We start from the raw sequence: 17,641 nt of genomic DNA, 5'->3' as shown, positions 1-17,641 counted from the left end.
CGATGTTCGAGTCAGTACAGTCGCTGCTGACCGAGCATGGGGAGCTCGAAGGTCAGCTAGCTGACCCCGAGCTCCACTCAGACCCGGTCCGCTCGAAGAAAGTCAACCGACGTTACGCCGAGTTGTCGCGCATTGTTGCGGCGTACCACAACTGGCGTCAGTTGACGGATGACCTTGCGGCAGCCACCGAAATGGCTGACGAAGATGAGTCATTCGCTGCAGAGATCCCCGGGCTCACCGAGACTCTCGAGGCCGCCCAAGAAAAGCTTCGTCGCATTCTGATTCCGCGTGACCCCAACGATTCCCGTGACGTGATCATGGAAATCAAGATGGGGGAGGGCGGCGCCGAATCGGCGCTCTTCGCTGGCGACCTGCTGCGCATGTACTTGCACTATGCAGAGTCAAAGAAGTGGAAGACAGAGATCATCGAGCAGACCTCGAGCGACCTCGGTGGCATCAAAGATGTTCAGTTGGCTGTCAAGGGCAACTCGAGCGATCCTGCTGAGGGCGTCTGGGCGCACTTGAAGTACGAGGGGGGAGTGCACCGCGTTCAGCGTGTGCCCGCCACCGAGTCTCAAGGTCGCATCCACACCTCTGCTGCTGGTGTGCTCGTGTTCCCCGAGGTCGACGAGCCTGAAGAAGTTGAGATCAGCCAGAACGATCTCAAGATCGACGTGTATCGCTCCTCGGGTCCCGGTGGCCAGTCGGTGAACACCACTGACTCCGCTGTTCGTATTACTCACCTTCCGACCGGTATCGTCGTGGCGATGCAGAACGAGAAATCGCAACTGCAAAACCGCGAAGCCGGTATGCGAGTGCTGCGCGCGCGCATCTTGGCTCGATACCAAGAAGAAGCGGATGCCGAGGCGAGCGAGTACCGCAAGAGCCAGATCCGCACGATGGATCGCTCCGAGCGCATTCGCACGTACAACTTCCCAGAAAACCGTATTGCAGATCACCGCACCGGGTACAAGGCCTACAACCTTGACCAGGCGATCAACGGCGCCCTCGAGCCTGTCATCCAGTCGTGCATCATGGCCGATGAAGAGGCTCGTTTGGCTGCGGTAGGAAACGACTCCTGAACGAGGCAATGACTGCCGAGCACAACATCAGTGTCGCTGACCTTGTAGGCAGCGGCACTGAATTGTTGGGTGCTGCAGGAGTTCCGTCTCCGACGGTCGATGCGGAACTGCTGGTCGCTCACGTGCTCGAGCTGAGCCGTGGCGAGTTGCGGGTTCGCCTGGTCACCGGTGCGCTGGTGCCCTCTGCCGCAGAAGCTACCGTTCGCGAATTGTTTGCCCGCCGTGCTGCCCGCGAGCCGTTGCAGCACATCACTGGTATCGCGCCGTTCCGCAATCTTGAATTGCGTGTTGGCCCCGGCGTCTTTGTGCCGCGGCCCGAAACAGAAACTGTCGTGCAGTTCGCGATCGATGCCCTCACTCTCAGCGCAACGCCTGAGCCGATCGGTGTCGATCTTGGCACCGGAAGCGGCGCGATTGCACTCTCGATGGCCACCGAGGTGCCGCGCGCTCGTATTTATGCGGTCGAGTTGTCACCGGACGCGATGCCGTACACAAGCGAGAACTTTCGTCGCTACGGCGCCGATAACGCGACGCTCATCAACGCCGACCTGGGGGACGCTTTTCCCGAGCTCAACGGCACCGTTGACGTGGTCATTTCGAACCCGCCGTACATCCCGGCCGCCGCAATCCCGCGCGATATCGAAGTGCAACTCCACGACCCCGCTCTGGCGCTCTACGGCGGAGAAGACGGTATGGATGTCGTACGCCGCGTCTCAACGACGGCTCGCCGTCTGTTGCACCAGGGTGGCACTCTCGTGCTCGAGCACGGCGAGGAGCAAGCTCCGGCATTGGCCGCGCTGCTCACGGCGGACGGCTGGAACGCCGTAGCTCACCACAAAGACCTCCTCGGCCGCGACCGCGCCACTACAGCGCTGCTGTAACGACCGGGTTTCGCCGGGTTCACCGCCCGCAGCGCGTGTGCAGAGGCGCTCTAGGTGCGAGCAGCCGCAAACTCTTCAATCGCCTGGTGCAGTTCTGCTCCGCTGCGAAAGTGGTGTCCGGTGATGCCGAGGGATTCGGCACCCGTCACGTTCTCGGCTAGATCGTCGGCGAAGAACGCGTTATCGGCGTCGATGCCGTACGCCTCCAACGTGCGCTCGAACACGACCGGGTTAGGTTTGCGAGCGCCGTAGAAACTCGATGTGCGCAAGTGGGTGCCGAAAATATCCACAAGCTCGGGAGCGACCACGGGAAGGTTATCTCCGAGCAGTGATCCGTTGTTGGTGAGCAGGGTCGCTTGGCCCAGTTCGGACGCGCGTCGGGCAGCGGCGAGCGAATCGGGCCAAGCCGTCATCGCATTGGATCGAATCTCTAGCCAGCGCTCGACATCCACGCTGTGGCCGATCGCTTCTTCAAAGGCCGCGAGGTACTCTTCGCCGGTCGGATACAGCCCTGCTTCGGCACCAAATTCGCCATTGTCGTGCCACCAGAGGCGTCGCAATTCGAGAAAACTGCGGCCGGTTAGCTCGCTGAGAGCGGCCATTCGTGCGCGCCAGTCGTACTCATAGAGCACGTCATCCATGTCAAAGATGAAAAGCAGCGTCATTGTTGGCCTTCGCTATCTGTTAGTCGTGATCAGTCTTTCACTGTTTCGCCCGGTACCATGTTGGGGACATGGATGACCTTTTTGATTGTGCCGACGAAGCGCAGCTCTTGACCGGCATGCGACTCGCTCGCGTCGCTATTGGCCGCGGCGATCTCGTTGTGATCCCTACTGACACTGTTTACGGGGTGGCGGCTGACGCGTTCCAGCCCGAGGCGGTGCAGAAGTTGATTGATGCCAAAGGGCGCACGAGGCAGTCTCCTCCGCCGGTGTTGATCCCGGGCATCCCAACCCTTGATGCGCTTGCCGCCCAGGTCCCTGACGAGGTTCGCGAACTGGTTGCCGAGTTTTGGCCCGGTGGCCTCACGATCATTCTTCCGGCGCAGCCTTCGCTGATCTGGGATCTGGGCGAGACTCAGGGCACAGTGGCGTTGCGGATGCCGTCGAGCCGTATTGCTCTCGAACTGTTGTCAGAGACGGGTCCGCTTGCGGTCTCGAGCGCTAACAGCACGGGTCTGCCGGCGGCACGCTCGGCGGCCGCGGCAAAGGAGATGCTGGGGGAGTCGGTTTCGGTCTACCTCGACGATGGCGAGGGCGGCGAGCTCGCTTCAACGATTGTGGATGCTACGGGTTTGCTTGTCGACGGCGGCAAACTGCGCATCGTGCGTGAGGGCGTCATTTCGGCCGACGCCATTCGCGATCTGATCGGGGCCGATCGGTGCGAATAGTTTTTTACTTCCTCATTGCGGGTATCGCCGCAATGGTCACCTATGCCTTGTCGCTGGTTGTGCTCAAAATGAGCCTCAAGTACAAGCTGTATCCGCAGGTTCGCCAGCGTGATGTGCACACGACTCCGACACCACGACTCGGTGGTGTGGCGATGTTCTTCGGAATTGTCGTCGCTTTCGCGGTGGCGTCGAGCTTTGACAACTTTTCTTTGATTTTCGACGAGCCAAGCAAAGTGTTTGGTTTGCTCGGTGGAGCTCTCATTGTCGTGGTGATTGGCGTTGCTGACGACATTTGGGATCTTGATTGGCTCACCAAGTTGGCGGGCCAGATCATCGCGGCTTTTGTCGTCGCGTGGCCCGGCGTGCAGCTTTCTACGCTCCCAATCGGGGGCAAGACGATCGTGTCGCCCCATATCTCGCTCATCATCACTATCTTCGCGATAGTTCTCGTGATGAACGCGGTGAACTTCATCGACGGTCTCGACGGCCTTGTTGCGGGCGTCGCGATCATCGCGAGCAGCGTTTTCTTTGTGTATGCCTATCTATTGCAGGGGCAAGCGCAAACGGAATACTTCAACTTGGCGTCCCTCGCGACAGCCATCTTAATCGGTGCCTGCGTCGGGCTGCTTCCCGTTAACTTCCATCCTGCCAAGATGTTCATGGGCGACTCCGGTGCTCTACTCGTCGGACTCGTGATGGCGGCGTCTGCAATCTCCGTGACGGGCCAAGTGGACAACACAGAATTGGCTCAGCCTGACCAATTCACGCTCAGTTTCTTGCCGGCCTTCATCCCGATCCTTCTCCCGGTTGCAGTCTTAGTGATCCCGTTGTTAGATTTTGGGCTTGCCATCTTGCGACGGCTCCGGGCAGGCAAATCGCCCTTCACTGCAGACCGCAAACATTTGCATCACCGCCTGCTCGACATGGGGCACTCCCACCTGCACGCTGTTCTCATCCTGTACAGCTGGACGTTTGTGGCCTCGGTCGGCGTCCTCGCCTTCACCTTCGTGCCGTGGCGGTGGGCGGCGCTTATGTTCGTCGTCGGTCTCGCTGGCTGCGCAGCTCTCACGCTCGCACCTCTCAGTCGTCGCAAGTCGCGTGAGGCTGCTGCGCAGCGCCTCGCGGCCGAGCAAGAGTCTCTCGACGATGCACGATATGACGGTCTGGATGCCGCCTCCAACGACAGTTCGACCCAGCACAACACAAAGGAACCCACCGAATGAAGTCCTCCTCAATCCTCGGCCGTGCGATCGCCTATGGCGCGATCTTGACCGTCAGCATCGCTGTGGTCGGCTCCATCGTGGGGTACCTCGTCGCAGACACCTCCGGGCTGATCAGTGCCTTGATCGGCGCTGGGCTCACGGCCCTCTTTATGGCGCTTACTGCCGGCAGTATTGTCGTCGCGTCGCGGGCAACCGGTGGCGATTCATCGAGCACCATTTTCTTCGCGATCGTTCTGGGCGCGTGGCTGATCAAGTTCGTCTTGTTCATCGCCATCTTGGTTGTGCTGCGCGGCCAACCGTTCCTGGAGCCTGTCGTATTCTTCTTCTCGATCCTCGCGGCGGTGCTCGGTAGCCTCATCGTCGACGTGCTGGCGTTTGTTCGTGCGCGGGAAAGTTACGTGCCCGGAGTGCAGTTGCCGGGTGAAGATACCTCGACGTCAAACTAATCTGGCGGATTCGCCCGCAGATTCGTCGTGAGCGTAATTCTCTTGATAGAGTTAGTTCCTGTTACAACCCCCCAATTTTCATCGCCGCGTAGTTACACGCCCCGATTCTGGAGACAGCGCTGTTATATAACGCTCTCGCGCTCTTAGCGCCCTTTGCCACCGATGACGGATCAGGCGATGGGGGCTTTCATGGCCCCTCGCTTATTGAGTTTGTCCCGCCCGGGTTTCTTTTCGTAGACACCCCCTTCGAAATCAACAGACTCATGTTGGTCCGCTTCATCGCGGTCGCCGTGCTGATTCTGTTGTTCTGGGTCGGCACCCGGCGCATGCGGATGATTCCGGGTCGCGGCCAGAGCATCCTCGAGATGGCTGTTGGTTTCGTCCAGTCGAATATCGCGGATGGCGCGCTAGGCAAGGTAGACGGCAAGCGGTTCATGCCGTTGCTCGCAACGATGTTCTTCATGGTGCTCGCGATGAACCTCACGGGTATCGTCCCTGGGCTCAACGTCGCGGGTACAGCCGTAATCGGTGTTCCACTGGTTCTCGCTCTTGTGGCGTACGTTGTTTTCATTTACGCCGGCATCAAAAAGCAGGGCATCACCTTCTTCAAGGCGTCGCTCTTCCCCGCCGGTGTCCCGTGGCCGCTCTACTTCATCGTTACTCCGATTGAGTTCGTTTCCACCTTCATCCTTCGTCCGGTAACTCTCGCACTGCGACTCCTGATGAACATGATCGCCGGTCACATGCTCCTCGTGCTGTGCTTCTCGGCAACGCACTTCTTCCTGTTCACTGCTGGCGGCCTCTTCGGTCTCTTCAGCATTGGCACCCTCGCCTTTGGCTTCATCTTCACAATCTTCGAACTCCTTGTTGCGGTACTTCAGGCCTATGTCTTTACATTCCTGACCGCCGTATACATCCAGCTCGCGCTGGTCGAAGAGCACTAGACCGATCCCGGCACTCGCCTGGATTAGAAAACCACGGAAGGAAACACAAATGAACGTCGCAGAGCTGACTGGAAACATTGCACCCCTCGCATTCGGTGTTGCAACCATCGGACCCGCAATCGGTGTAGGCATCGTTGTGGGCAAGACCGTTGAGTCTGTTGCCCGCCAACCAGAACTTCAGGGTCGCCTCACGGGCCTCATGTTCCTCGGTATTGCATTCACCGAGGCGCTCGCGTTCATCGCGATCGCAGTTGCATTCATCCCTTTCCCCGGCTAATTACTAACAACTGATTGAGGAGGCTGGGATGCTTAGCGCACTACTGGCTGCTGCAGAAGACACTGAGGCTGATGTAATCAACCCGCTTCTTCCCGCAGATTACGACATCATTTGGTCGTTGGTTTGCTTCGCGATCATCTTGTTCTTCTTCTGGAAGAAGTTTCTTCCGGCACTGACGAAGACGCTCGATGCTCGCGCTGAGGCCATCGAAGGTGGCATCAAGAAGGCTGAGATCGCTCAGGCTGAAGCCGCTGAAGCTCTTGAGCAGTACAAGACGCAACTCGCCGAAGGGCGTGCCGAGGCCGCGAAGATTCGCGAACAGGCACGACTTGAGGGCACCGAGATCGTCAACGAGCTCAAAGAGCAGGCAACGGTTGAGGCTGCTCGCATCACTGCGAACGCACAAGCCACGATCGAAGCAGAGCGCCAAGCAGCTCTCGTCTCGCTCCGCAGCGAAGTTGGCTCCATGGCCATCGACCTCGCATCGGGCGTTATCGGGCAGAGCTTGACGGACGACAAGAAGTCCTCCGCACTCGTCGACCAGTTCCTGGCTGACCTTGAGGCTTCAGAGAAGGCGAAGGCGAAGAAGTAATGGGATCAGCTACGAGAGAAGCGCTTGTAGCAGCGAAGGATGCTCTGTCATCCGTCACTGTCAAGAACTCTCTGGCCACTGGCGCAGAGCTGTTTGAAGCAGGGCGTGTCGTGGGCGATTCCGCTCAACTGCGCTCCGCTTTGGCCGATCCTGCCGCCGCTGCGAAAGACAAGGCCGCCATTGTCGGTTCGGTTTTCTCGTCGCTGAGCGCGTCAGCGCGCACCGTACTTACAGCCATCGTGAGTGTTCGTTGGTCGGATGCCGATGACCTGCTTGCAGGAATCGAAGAGATCGGCATTCGCGCAATCGCTAAGTCCGCTCCGGCGAAGCTCTCCATTGATGACGAACTGTTCGCTTTCGGCGACACTGTGTCATCCGATGCTGAGTTGGAACTCGCTGTCGGAAGCAAACTTGGTTCCGCTGCATCGAAGTCGTCCTTGGTTCGCGAACTGCTCGCAGGCAAAGCCTCCGATCAGTCAATCGCCATCATCGACCAGCTCGTGCAGCAGCCGCGTGGCCGCCGCATCGGCGAGCTCGTCGCAACAGCCGCTGACATCGTGGCTGACCAAGCGGGCAAGTCAGTCGCGACAATTACGACTGCCGCGCCGTTGAAGGCCGCACAGCTCGAACGTCTGCGCGCCGGCCTTACCAAGAATTACGGACGCGAGCTCAAGCTCAACGTTCGTATTGACCCCTCGCTCATCGGTGGGGTACGCGTTCAAATCGGTGACGAAGTCATCGACGGCAGCGTTTCCACCAAGCTCAATGACCTCAGGATCCAACTCGCGGGCTAGCGAGTTAGCAGACCTTTCCACGGAATAGGAAAACACAATGGCAGAACTCAGCATCAGTCCGGACGAGATCCGCGACGCGCTCAAGGACTTCGTCAAGGCTTACGAGCCTGGCAAGGCTGCGACAACCGAAACGGGCACCGTCGTAGACGCTGCCGACGGTATCGCTCACGTTGACGGCCTCCCCGGCGTCATGGCCAACGAACTCATTCGCTTCGCTGACGGAACTCTGGGCCTCGCTCAGAACCTCGACGAAGACGAGATCGGTGTTGTAATCCTCGGTGAATTCACCGGCATCGTCGAGGGCATGGAAGTAACTCGCACAGGCGAAGTCCTTTCCGCGCCCGTCGGAGACGCATTCCTCGGTCGTGTGGTTGACCCCCTGGGCGCCCCGATCGATGGTCTGGGTGAGATCAAGGCTGAGGGCCGTCGTGCTCTTGAACTTCAGGCTCCCGGCGTCATGGACCGCAAGAGTGTCCACGAGCCCATGCAGACCGGTATCAAGGCAATCGACGCCATGATCCCGATCGGCCGTGGACAGCGTCAGCTCATCATTGGTGACCGCCAGACCGGTAAGACGGCCATCGCGATCGACACCATCATCAACCAGAAGGAAAACTGGGAGTCCGGCGACGAGAACAAGCAGGTTCGCTGCATCTACGTCGCTATCGGCCAGAAGGGTTCGACGATTGCTGCCGTCAAGGGCGCACTCGAAGAAGCCGGCGCCATGGAGTACACCACCATCGTGGCTGCTCCCGCATCCGACCCCGCAGGTTTCAAGTACCTTGCTCCTTACACCGGTTCGGCCATCGGCCAGCACTGGATGTACGGCGGCAAGCACGTACTGATCATTTTCGATGACCTCTCGAAGCAGGCTGAGGCCTACCGTGCGGTATCGCTGCTCCTGCGCCGTCCGCCAGGGCGTGAGGCATACCCCGGTGACGTGTTCTACCTGCACTCCCGTCTGCTCGAGCGTTGTGCCAAGCTCTCGGACGAGCTAGGTGCCGGATCGATGACGGGTCTTCCCATCATCGAGACCAAGGCCAACGACGTCGCAGCGTACATCCCGACCAACGTGATCTCGATCACCGACGGCCAGATCTTCCTGCAGTCTGACCTCTTCAACGCTAACCAGCGCCCCGCCGTCGACGTCGGAATCTCGGTTTCGCGTGTGGGTGGTGACGCTCAGGTCAAGTCGATCAAGAAGGTCTCGGGAACGCTGAAGCTTGAGCTTGCTCAGTACCGCTCGCTCGAAGCATTCGCGATGTTCGCATCCGACCTCGACCCCACCAGCCGTCGCCAGCTTGCTCGAGGCGCTCGCCTCACCGAGCTGCTTCGCCAGCCGCAGTACTCGCCGTTCCCCGTCGAGAAGCAGGTCGTTTCGATCTGGGCCGGCACCAACGGCAAGCTCGATGAGGTTCCTGTTGAAGACATCCTGCGTTTTGAGAGCGAGCTGCACGACTACCTCGCCCGCAACACCAAGGTTCTCGACACCCTTCGCGAGAAGAACGCCCTCGACGACCAGCTGATCGCCGACATGGATGCCGGAGTTGAAGCCTTCAAGCTTGGCTTCCAGACGGGTGAGGGTAAGTCCCTCAACTCCGTTGGTTCTGAGCAGTTCGAAGAGATCGCTGAAGAAGACATCGCTCAAGAGAAGATCGTCAAGCAGAAGCGCTGAGCTCTGCACCAGTGATCATCGACCAACACGACATAGAAAGTTAGAAAGCCATGGGAGCGCAACTTCGGGTCTACCGGCAGAAAATTAGTTCTGCCAAGACGACCAAGAAGATCACACGCGCGATGGAGCTGATCTCCGCGTCGCGCATTCAAAAGGCGAAGCAGCGGGTTGCTGCATCGGGTCCGTACTCACGTGCGGTCACTCGCGCCGTCTCGGCGGTGGCGACTTTCTCGAATGTCGATCACGTGCTGACAACCGAACCAGAGTCAATCGACCGCGCAGCGGTCCTCATCTTCTCGAGTGACCGCGGACTCGCGGGAGCGTTCAACTCGAACGTTCTTCGTGAAGCTGGCGAGCTCGCTGCTCGACTCGAAGCTGAAGGCAAAGAGGTTGTGTACTACCTCGTGGGCCGCAAGGCCGCCGCTTACTTTGCTTTCCGCAAGCGTGACGCAGAACAGATTTGGACTGGCGGAACGGACTCACCAGAGTTCGAAATCGCTAAGGAAATCGGCGATGCAGTCGTCAGCAAGTTCTTGCAGCCGGCAAGCGAAGGTGGAGTGGACGAGATTCATATCGTCTACAACCGCCTCGTCAGCATGCTTTTGCAGGTTCCTGAGGTCGTTCGTCTTCTCCCACTGGAGATCGTTGAGGGTGTTGAGGCGCCCGAGGAGTCGGAGATTCTTCCGCTCTACGAGTTCGAACCAGAGGTAGACAAGGTGCTCGACGCCTTGCTTCCTGTGTACATCGAGAGCCGTATCTTCAACGCCATGCTCCAGTCCGCTGCTGCAAAGCACGCGGCAACGCAGAAGGCAATGAAGTCTGCAAGCGACAACGCAGACAAGCTCATCAACGACTACACGCGCTTGGCCAACAACGCGCGTCAGTCGGAGATCACCCAGCAGATTTCCGAGATCGTGGGCGGCGCGGACGCCCTCAGCTCGGCTAAGTAAGAACCATAGATAGGGAAGCCATGACTGAAAAAGCCCCGGCCAAAAAGGCCCCCGCTGCAAAGGCAGCAACCACAAAGGCAGCAGCTGCAAAGGCACCAGCCAAGAAGGCTCCTGCCAAGAAGGCAGCAGCTAAGACGGTTGCTGCGGCAACTGTTGCCGGTATCGGCCGCATCTCGCGCGTAACCGGTCCGGTCGTAGACGTAGAGTTCCCCCACGATTCGATCCCGGGAATCTACAACGCCCTCAAGACCAACGTCACGATCGGCGGCCAAACTACCGAGATCACACTTGAGGTTGCACAGCACCTCGGCGATGACGTCGTACGTGCCATCGCGCTCAAGCCGACTGACGGACTCGTTCGTGGCCAGGAAGTTCGCGACACGGGCAACCAGATCACGGTTCCCGTGGGTGACGTCACCAAGGGCAAGGTCTTCAGCGTTACCGGTGAAATCCTTAACGCGGATGAAGACGGCAAGGTCAATGGCGAGACCGTTGAGATCACCGAGCGCTGGCCCATCCACCGCAAGCCCCCGGCATTCGACCAGCTTGAATCGAAGACTGAGCTCTTCGAGACCGGTATCAAGGTCATCGACCTTCTCACCCCGTACGTTCAGGGTGGAAAGATTGGTCTGTTCGGTGGTGCCGGTGTCGGTAAGACCGTTCTTATCCAAGAGATGATCCAGCGTGTGGCTCAGGACCACGGTGGAGTTTCCGTATTCGCCGGTGTTGGTGAGCGTACCCGTGAAGGTAACGACCTCATCGCTGAAATGGATGAAGCAGGCGTCTTCGAGAAGACCGCTCTAGTCTTCGGCCAGATGGATGAGCCGCCAGGAACGCGTCTTCGCGTTGCGCTCTCTGCTCTCACCATGGCTGAGTACTTCCGCGATGTGCAGAAGCAAGACGTGTTGCTCTTCATCGACAACATCTTCCGCTTCACTCAGGCCGGTTCTGAAGTATCGACCCTTCTGGGCCGCATGCCCTCCGCCGTTGGTTACCAGCCGAACCTCGCCGACGAGATGGGTATCCTTCAGGAGCGCATCACCTCGACGCGTGGTCACTCGATTACGTCGCTGCAGGCAATTTACGTTCCTGCCGATGACTACACCGACCCGGCTCCGGCAACCACCTTCGCCCACCTCGACGCCACGACTGAGCTCAGCCGTGAAATCGCATCGAAGGGTCTTTACCCCGCCGTTGACCCGCTCACCTCGACGAGTCGTATCCTCGACCCCCGTTACCTAGGTGCCGACCACTACCGTGTCGCGACCAACGTGAAGCAGATTCTGCAGAAGAACAAGGAACTCCAGGAGATCATCGCGATCCTCGGTGTTGACGAGCTTTCTGAAGAAGACAAGATCACCGTATCGCGCGCACGTCGCATCCAGCAGTTCCTCTCGCAGAACACCTACATGGCGAAGAAGTTCACCGGTGTTGAGGGATCGACTGTTCCGCTCAAGGAGACCATCGAGTCGTTCGACGCGATCGTCAAGGGCGAGTTCGACCACGTTGCTGAGCAGGCGTTCTTCAACGTCGGTGGCATCAACGATGTCGAAGAGCAGTGGGCGAAGATTCAGAAAGAGAACTCCTAACAATGGCAGTTCTGACAGTGAGCGTCGTCTCCGCCGACCAGGAAATCTGGTCGGGGGAGGCGAGCCAGCTCGTCGCTCGCACCACTGAAGGTGAGATCGGTATCCTTCCCGGCCACGAACCGCTTCTCGCGATTCTGGCTCAGGGAGAAGTTCGTGTGACCACCGTAGATGGCAAGAACGTGACCGCTACCGCGGACAACGGCTTCCTCTCGGTTGAGCACAACACCGTAACAGTGGTGGCAAGCACCGCTGAACTCGTCTAGTTTTCTAATCATGCTTATAGCGATGGCCGGGTTGCCGGGCGCAGGAAAAACCACGATCGCAGAGGTCGTGGGCGCCCGGCGCAAGACCACCGTGCTCTCAGTCGACCAGATCGAGACAGCAATTCTGAAGGCCGGCATCAGTGCCGGACAACCCATCGGACTTGCTGCCTATCTGGTGGCTGAGGCGCTAGCAGAATCAGTCTTGCTTAACGACGATGACATCATCATCGATGCCGTCAACGCGGTAGATCCGGCCCGTGAACAATGGGTCAGTCTCGCGGAACGCACCGGCTCCGGCATCCGCTTCATCGAAGTGGTGTGCTCGGACGAAGCTGTGCACGAAGAACGACTTGTGGAACGCGCTGCGAAGCGTGCACTCGCGGGCGCACCCGATCGTGACGCAGTAGAGCAGAGCGTTGAAGAGTATTCTCCGTGGGGCGGAGTGAGCGGCGCTGTCGCGCGCATCACTCTCGACTCGGCAGGCCCCATCGGCGTGAACGTCGAACGGGCATCCGCGTTCCTCGACGCGTGATCATTCTTCTCCCACCCTCTGAAACAAAGCGTGACGGGGGAGACGATAACGCCGCGCTCGACTTAACTCAGCTCTCGTTCCCTCAACTTACTGAGGAACGAAATGCGCTGTCGCACGCTCTCATTGAGCTGGCGGGCGATACTGACGCAGCGCAGCGGGCTTTAGGTATCAGCGCGAAGCAGCTGTTCGAGGTTGAACGTAACCGCACTCTTGAGGCTTCACCAGTGATGCCCGCCCTCAAGCGCTATACGGGTGTTCTTTTCGATGGACTGGATGCCGCGTCGCTCACTCCTGAAGAATGGGCCTTCGCTGAAAAAAGCGTGGTCGTGCACTCCGCATTGTTTGGTCCGATCGGCGCGGGAGATCCCATCCCGGCCTACCGACTTTCCCACAATTCAAAGGTGCCCGGCCTCCCGTTGAAGCGGTACTGGCGTGCACCAGTATCTGCGGCGCTTGCCGCGGTTGAGGGGCTCCAGCTCGACTTTCGGTCGGAGGCTTACACCCAACTGGGTGCTGCATCCGCCGACAGCATTTACCTCCGGGTGGTGACCGAAGGCGCTGACGGCAAACGGGTCGCGCTCAGTCACTTCAACAAAAAGTCCAAAGGACTCTTTGCGCGTGCTCTCATCAGAGCGGGAATCGACCATAACTCGATCGATTCGCTCCTTACTTGGGCGAACGGCGCAGGCTTCCGTCTTGAGCATGGTGCCCCTGGCGAGCTAGACCTCGTCGTGGAGAACGCATAGCTCACGCAGCGCTGCGACTACGCCACGCGCCAGCAGCCCTCGAGGTGGTCATCAACCATGCCGGCAGACTGCATGAGCGCGTACATCGTCGTCGGTCCCACAAAGCGAAAGCCGTGTGCCTTGAGCGCTTTGCTCATGGCGGTGGACTCGGGGGTGATGGCCGGTACTTCAGTAAAAGTGCGCAGCCGTTCATGGCGAGCGGGGGGAGCGAAGCTCCAGAGAAGGGTGTCGAGGGCGCCCGGGGCGTTCTCCGTCAGCGCGAGAGTCGCTTTCGCGTTGGTGATGGCGGCGGAGACTTTGAGGCGATTGCGAATGATGCGCGGATCGTCGAGGAGCCGGGCCACGTCGTCATCGCCGTAGTTCGCGATCGTTGCCGCATCAAACTGATCGAAGGCTTCGCGGATGCCCTCGCGCCGACGCAGGATCGTGATCCACGACAACCCAGCCTGGAATGCTTCGAGCATGATCTTCTCGAATAGGCGGTGATCGCCGCGCAGCGGATTTCCCCACTCGTCATCGTGGTACTTGCGATACAGCTCGTCGTCGCCCACCCAGCTGCACCGAGCTCGGCCGTCGGGGCCGACAATCAGTGCTTCACGATCGCTCACTTGTGAGCGATCTCCTCGTGCTTGAGCAGCCACACCTTGGTGGGAACGCCTTCGCCACCGCTATAGCCGGTGATGCGCTGGTTTGAAGCCAGTACGCGGTGGCAGGGGACGATGATCGGGATGGGATTGGCTCCGACAGCGCCGCCGACGGCTCTGCCCGCACTCGGTCGCCCGGTAGCGCGCCCGATGTCGGCATATGACACTGCAGCGCCGAAGGGGAGCTGACCGAGCTGGAGCCACACCGAACGCTGAAACTCGGTGCCAATCATGGATAGCGGGAGGTCGAAGGATCGACGCGTTCCCGCGAAATACTCGGCGAGCTGCTGAGCAGCCTGCACGAGCACCGCGCACGAAGCTTCAGGCTGCTGATCGTGAGGGAGTGCGCCCGAGCTTTCGATGGCGAGCCCTGTGACGTGCTCGCCGTCGCTCGTAAGCTCGATGCGGCCGATAGGTGACGGCACTCTGAGTAGGTACGCGACCTCTGTGGAGGGGGATGTGATCGTGTGCATGTGTCGAGCGTACGCTGTGCTGTTTCTGGGCCGCTGGCTATTTTCGGACATTGCAATTCCGAGAGGAATTGGGATGCTGGTGAGGAGAGGTGTTAGATGCCGTCTTCGTTGCGCGGCTCGATGTTGATGCTCTGGTTGAGTTCGCTAATCGTCGTGTTGAGCGCCTCAAGCTGCTTCACCAGGTCGTCGTAGGTATCGACATCCGCTTCGATGGAATCATAGAGAGTGTTGAGGAAATCCTGACGACTTATGAGTTCGTTGCGTTCGCTGTTGAACTGATCGAGGGTGTTGAAATCGCCCTCATCGGCGCGTGAATTGAAGCTGTCGATATCGTCGTTGAGCTGGTCATAGCCAGAGTTGTAGGTCGCGTAGTCGTCATCGATGCTCGCGCGAAGAGTGTCCAGCTGCTCGACGAGTTTCGTGCTGGCCTCCAACTGTTCGGTGAAGACAGCGTTCGACTTCTCGTGAAGCGCTACAACGGTGGCACGGTCGGTGAAGTATGTCGCGTAGTGAGCCTCAAGTTCCGGAGTGAGATCAGCAAACTCGGTACCGATGATGGAATGCAGTTCGTTCGCGCGCTCGCCAGGCTCCGTCTTCGCGTAGAACTCAAGGGTCGTCGCAAACTCGGGATCATCCTTCATGCTTTCGGCGGCTGCCTCAAGTAGGGGAGTCAAAGCGTCTTGCTCTTCACTCGACATGCGATCCCACGCGGCGTGCAACATTTCGTGGGCAGCGACGACTTCTTCGATGCCGTCGAGTCGCTCATCCGTCACATCAAAGAGAAAGATCGACTTGCTGCTCGGAAAGTAGCACCCGAGCACGCCGAAATTCTCTTCCACGTTGGAGCACGTGGTGTTGAAAATCGGGTTCGTTTCAATCTTGGGATGACTGGCGTAGAACAGGAACTGGCCCTCTTCGGACATGGCAGCGGTAGTTACATACGCTTTCACCGTCGCCGATGGCTCAAAGTCCCACACCGCGAACTGATCCGAGATGCGCTGCTGGTTGGTCAGCGCCCAGACACCACCCGCAATGACCACGAGATTGAGCGCGACAGCGAGCACGATCGCGATAACGCGCGCAACGGTAATGCGCGCATCGCTTTCGTGGGGACGCTGCGTTAGCGATTTATCCTCAGTGCTCACGAAAAGAACTCTATCTGAGCCGTGGGGTCAGAGGGAGGGGCGAACCTGGTGAGTTCTAGAGACGGCTCCATGCTTCGGTCAAGACCGAGCGCAGGATTGATTCTATCTCGTCAAACTCGGCAGGTCCGATCGTGAGCGGTGGTGCCAGCTGAATCACAGGATCGCCACGGTCATCCGCTCGGCAATACAAGCCGGCTTCGTAGAGCGCCTTCGACAAGAACCCGCGGAGCAGGCGCTCTGATTCGTCCTCGTTAAAGGTTTCTTTTGTCGCCTTATTTTTCACAAGCTCGATGCCAAAGAAGTATCCATCGCCACGCACATCGCCGACGATAGGAAGGTCGAGCAGGCGCTCAAGGGCAGCCCGGAACTTCGGTGAGTTCTCGCGAACGTGCTCGTTGATCTTCTCTTCTTCGAAAATGTCGAGGTTCTCCAGGGCAACCGCAGCGGAAACCGGATGTCCGCCGAAGGTGTAGCCGTGGTAGAAGGTTGTAGCGCCGTGCTTGAAGGGCTCGTAGATGCGGTCAGACACGATTGTGGCGCCGATGGGCGAGTAGCCACTCGTCATTCCCTTGGCACACGTGATCATGTCGGGAACGTAGTCGTAGGCGTCGCACGCAAACATGTGGCCAAGGCGACCAAAGGCACAAATGACTTCGTCGCTGACCAGCAGTACGTCGTATTCGTCACAGATCTCGCGAACACGTTGGAAGTAGCCGGGGGGAGGCGGGAAGCATCCACCCGAGTTTTGCACGGGCTCGAGGAATACGGCTGCAACAGTCTCAGGGCCTTCGAAGAGGATCATTTCTTCGATGCGGTTGGCCGCCCACAGTCCGAATTCTTCTTCGGTGCCGTGGAAGCCCATTTCCTCTGCGCGGTAATAGTTGGTGTTCGGCACGCGGAAGCCACCAGGAACGAGAGGCTCAAACATCTCCTTCATTCCGGGGATGCCGGTGATGGCCAGAGCGCCCTGAGGGGTGCCGTGGTAGGCAACCGCGCGGGAGATTACTTTGTGCTTAGTGTGACGGCCCTGCAGCTTCCAGTACTGCTTAGCCAGCTTGAATGCAGTCTCAACGGCTTCGCCGCCGCCGGTGGAGAAGAACACACGGTTGAGGTCGCCGGGCGCGTAGCCAGCCAGACGATCTGCCAATTCGATGGCGTTGGGGTGCGCGTAGGACCAGATCGGGAAGAACGCGAGCTCTTCGGCCTGCTTGGCGGCAACCTCGGCGAGGCGCTTGCGGCCGTGGCCAGCATTGACCACGAAAAGTCCGCTCAAGCCGTCGAAGTACTTGTTTCCTTTGCTGTCATAAATGTGGTGGCCTTCGCCGCGCACAATGATGGGAACCCCGGCACCGTCTTCCATCACCGATTGGCGAGAAAAGTGCATCCACAGGTGGTCTTTGGCTTTTTGTTGAAGATCGGCTTCGTCGTACTCTGACATGGCTGACGCTTTCTTGAGGGTTGTGAGGAACGCTTAGCGTGTTCCCCAGTTGTAGAACTGCTTGTGGAGGCGCAGATAGACGAAGGTTTCCGTCGAACGCACGCCGTCGATCCCGCGAATGTCGCGGTTGAGAAGGTCGATCAAGTCGTCGTCGTTTTCGCAGACCACTTCGGCGAGGATGTCGAAGCTGCCAGCGGTGAGAACGACATAGTCGACAGCGGGCAGTTTTCCGATCGTTTCGGCAACGACGGTTGTGTCTCCCGAGACCTGAATGCCAATCATGGCTTGGCGAAAAAAGCCAAGCTGCATGGGGTCGGTAACCGCGACGACCTGCATGACGCCGGAGTCTGTCAGCTTCTGCACGCGCTGACGCACGGCGGCTTCACTGAGGCCAACTGCCTTACCGATCTCAGCGTAGGAGCGTCGGCCATCGTTCTGAAGCTGCTCGATGATGGCCTTTGAAACGTCGTCAAGATGCACAGGCTTGTTTGCGGAACTACGCGACGGGGTGGTCATGCCTCGATTTTGTCAGTTCAAACCCGCTTCTGCAAGCGATT

The 17,641-nt window shown here is 59.0% G+C and carries 21 protein-coding genes; 15 read left to right on the top strand and 6 right to left on the bottom strand.

Annotated elements, in window-relative coordinates:
* Positions 1 to 2: 2 nt before the first annotated feature.
* Together prfA and prmC are read left to right on the top strand one after the other, a co-directional pair.
* Positions 3 to 1,082 carry a peptide chain release factor 1 gene (prfA, locus tag I6E60_RS13955; protein ID WP_197108951.1) on the top strand — a complete coding sequence of 360 codons (1,080 nt, stop codon included), beginning with the start codon at positions 3 to 5 and terminating at the stop codon, positions 1,080 to 1,082.
* 8 nt (positions 1,083 to 1,090) lie between these two features.
* Positions 1,091 to 1,963 carry a peptide chain release factor N(5)-glutamine methyltransferase gene (gene prmC, locus I6E60_RS13950; protein WP_197180950.1) on the top strand — a complete coding sequence of 291 codons (873 nt, stop codon included), beginning with the start codon at positions 1,091 to 1,093 and terminating at the stop codon, positions 1,961 to 1,963.
* Positions 1,964 to 2,013: 50 nt separating this feature from the next.
* On the opposite strand, the gene I6E60_RS13945 is transcribed toward prmC, so the two are convergent.
* Positions 2,014 to 2,628: an HAD family hydrolase gene (locus I6E60_RS13945; protein ID WP_197126569.1), complete on the bottom strand. Its 615-nt coding sequence runs from the start codon at positions 2,626 to 2,628 to the stop codon at positions 2,014 to 2,016.
* Positions 2,629 to 2,696: 68 nt separating this feature from the next.
* Here I6E60_RS13945 and I6E60_RS13940 point away from each other — a divergent pair, with 68 nt between their 5' ends.
* The 13 genes from I6E60_RS13940 to I6E60_RS13880 all read left to right on the top strand — a co-directional run bounded on the left by I6E60_RS13940 (position 2,697) and on the right by I6E60_RS13880 (position 13,384).
* Positions 2,697 to 3,353, top strand: a complete 657-nt coding sequence (locus tag I6E60_RS13940) for an L-threonylcarbamoyladenylate synthase (RefSeq protein ID WP_197126575.1) — start codon at positions 2,697 to 2,699, stop codon at positions 3,351 to 3,353.
* The gene (locus tag I6E60_RS13935; RefSeq protein WP_307784492.1) at positions 3,350 to 4,576 is read left to right on the top strand and encodes an MraY family glycosyltransferase; all 1,227 of its coding nucleotides are present in this window, start codon (positions 3,350 to 3,352) and stop codon (positions 4,574 to 4,576) included. The genes I6E60_RS13940 and I6E60_RS13935 overlap by 4 nt, the downstream gene beginning before the upstream one ends.
* On the top strand, positions 4,573 to 5,022 hold the full coding sequence (locus tag I6E60_RS13930; protein WP_197180948.1) for a hypothetical protein: 450 nt from the start codon (positions 4,573 to 4,575) through the stop codon (positions 5,020 to 5,022). Before I6E60_RS13935 ends, I6E60_RS13930 begins: the two co-directional genes overlap by 4 nt.
* 119 nt (positions 5,023 to 5,141) lie before the next feature.
* Positions 5,142 to 5,966: a F0F1 ATP synthase subunit A gene (gene atpB, locus I6E60_RS13925; protein WP_197126757.1), complete on the top strand. Its 825-nt coding sequence runs from the start codon at positions 5,142 to 5,144 to the stop codon at positions 5,964 to 5,966.
* A gap of 49 nt (positions 5,967 to 6,015) precedes the next feature.
* A complete protein-coding gene (gene atpE, locus I6E60_RS13920; protein WP_197108946.1) occupies positions 6,016 to 6,243 on the top strand; it encodes an ATP synthase F0 subunit C in 228 nt (75 codons plus the stop codon).
* 28 nt (positions 6,244 to 6,271) lie between these two features.
* Positions 6,272 to 6,835: a F0F1 ATP synthase subunit B gene (locus tag I6E60_RS13915; RefSeq protein WP_197126579.1), complete on the top strand. Its 564-nt coding sequence runs from the start codon at positions 6,272 to 6,274 to the stop codon at positions 6,833 to 6,835.
* On the top strand, positions 6,835 to 7,629 hold the full coding sequence (locus I6E60_RS13910) for a F0F1 ATP synthase subunit delta (RefSeq protein WP_197126581.1): 795 nt from the start codon (positions 6,835 to 6,837) through the stop codon (positions 7,627 to 7,629). The genes I6E60_RS13915 and I6E60_RS13910 overlap by 1 nt, the downstream gene beginning before the upstream one ends.
* Before the next feature lie 37 nt (positions 7,630 to 7,666).
* The gene (gene atpA / locus I6E60_RS13905; protein ID WP_197126583.1) at positions 7,667 to 9,304 is read left to right on the top strand and encodes a F0F1 ATP synthase subunit alpha; all 1,638 of its coding nucleotides are present in this window, start codon (positions 7,667 to 7,669) and stop codon (positions 9,302 to 9,304) included.
* A gap of 50 nt (positions 9,305 to 9,354) precedes the next feature.
* Positions 9,355 to 10,254, top strand: coding sequence for a F0F1 ATP synthase subunit gamma (locus tag I6E60_RS13900; RefSeq protein ID WP_197126585.1), 900 nt, complete (start codon positions 9,355 to 9,357; stop codon positions 10,252 to 10,254).
* A gap of 20 nt (positions 10,255 to 10,274) precedes the next feature.
* Positions 10,275 to 11,843: a F0F1 ATP synthase subunit beta gene (gene atpD, locus I6E60_RS13895; protein WP_231601659.1), complete on the top strand. Its 1,569-nt coding sequence runs from the start codon at positions 10,275 to 10,277 to the stop codon at positions 11,841 to 11,843.
* Positions 11,844 to 11,845: 2 nt separating this feature from the next.
* Positions 11,846 to 12,106 (top strand): F0F1 ATP synthase subunit epsilon, encoded by a 261-nt coding sequence (locus I6E60_RS13890; protein WP_197180946.1) that lies wholly within the window; start codon positions 11,846 to 11,848, stop codon positions 12,104 to 12,106.
* Positions 12,107 to 12,116: 10 nt separating this feature from the next.
* Positions 12,117 to 12,638 (top strand): ATP-binding protein, encoded by a 522-nt coding sequence (locus I6E60_RS13885; protein ID WP_197126589.1) that lies wholly within the window; start codon positions 12,117 to 12,119, stop codon positions 12,636 to 12,638.
* Complete coding sequence (locus I6E60_RS13880) at positions 12,635 to 13,384, top strand: YaaA family protein (RefSeq protein WP_197126592.1); 750 nt, start codon at positions 12,635 to 12,637, stop codon at positions 13,382 to 13,384. Before I6E60_RS13885 ends, I6E60_RS13880 begins: the two co-directional genes overlap by 4 nt.
* Before the next feature lie 17 nt (positions 13,385 to 13,401).
* Here the strand turns inward: I6E60_RS13880 and I6E60_RS13875 are convergent, their stop codons facing one another.
* The 5 genes from I6E60_RS13875 to I6E60_RS13855 form a co-directional block, all read right to left on the bottom strand.
* Entirely contained in the window at positions 13,402 to 13,992 is a 591-nt protein-coding gene (locus I6E60_RS13875; protein WP_197180944.1) for a DNA-3-methyladenine glycosylase I, read from the bottom strand.
* Positions 13,989 to 14,501 (bottom strand): methylated-DNA--[protein]-cysteine S-methyltransferase, encoded by a 513-nt coding sequence (locus tag I6E60_RS13870; RefSeq protein WP_197180942.1) that lies wholly within the window; start codon positions 14,499 to 14,501, stop codon positions 13,989 to 13,991. Before I6E60_RS13870 ends, I6E60_RS13875 begins: the two co-directional genes overlap by 4 nt.
* Before the next feature lie 92 nt (positions 14,502 to 14,593).
* Complete coding sequence (locus I6E60_RS13865) at positions 14,594 to 15,646, bottom strand: hypothetical protein (protein ID WP_231601658.1); 1,053 nt, start codon at positions 15,644 to 15,646, stop codon at positions 14,594 to 14,596.
* A 55-nt stretch (positions 15,647 to 15,701) separates the two neighbouring features.
* Complete coding sequence (locus I6E60_RS13860) at positions 15,702 to 17,084, bottom strand: aspartate aminotransferase family protein (RefSeq protein WP_197126599.1); 1,383 nt, start codon at positions 17,082 to 17,084, stop codon at positions 15,702 to 15,704.
* Between the two features lie 33 nt (positions 17,085 to 17,117).
* Positions 17,118 to 17,600, bottom strand: a complete 483-nt coding sequence (locus tag I6E60_RS13855) for an Lrp/AsnC family transcriptional regulator (protein WP_197108937.1) — start codon at positions 17,598 to 17,600, stop codon at positions 17,118 to 17,120.
* Between the last annotated feature and the right edge of the window lie 41 nt (positions 17,601 to 17,641).

This window comes from Salinibacterium sp. SWN167 (assembly GCF_015864665.1).
Classification (GTDB): Bacteria; Actinomycetota; Actinomycetes; order Actinomycetales; family Microbacteriaceae; genus Rhodoglobus.
This window is presented reverse-complemented; position numbering and strand designations above follow the sequence as displayed.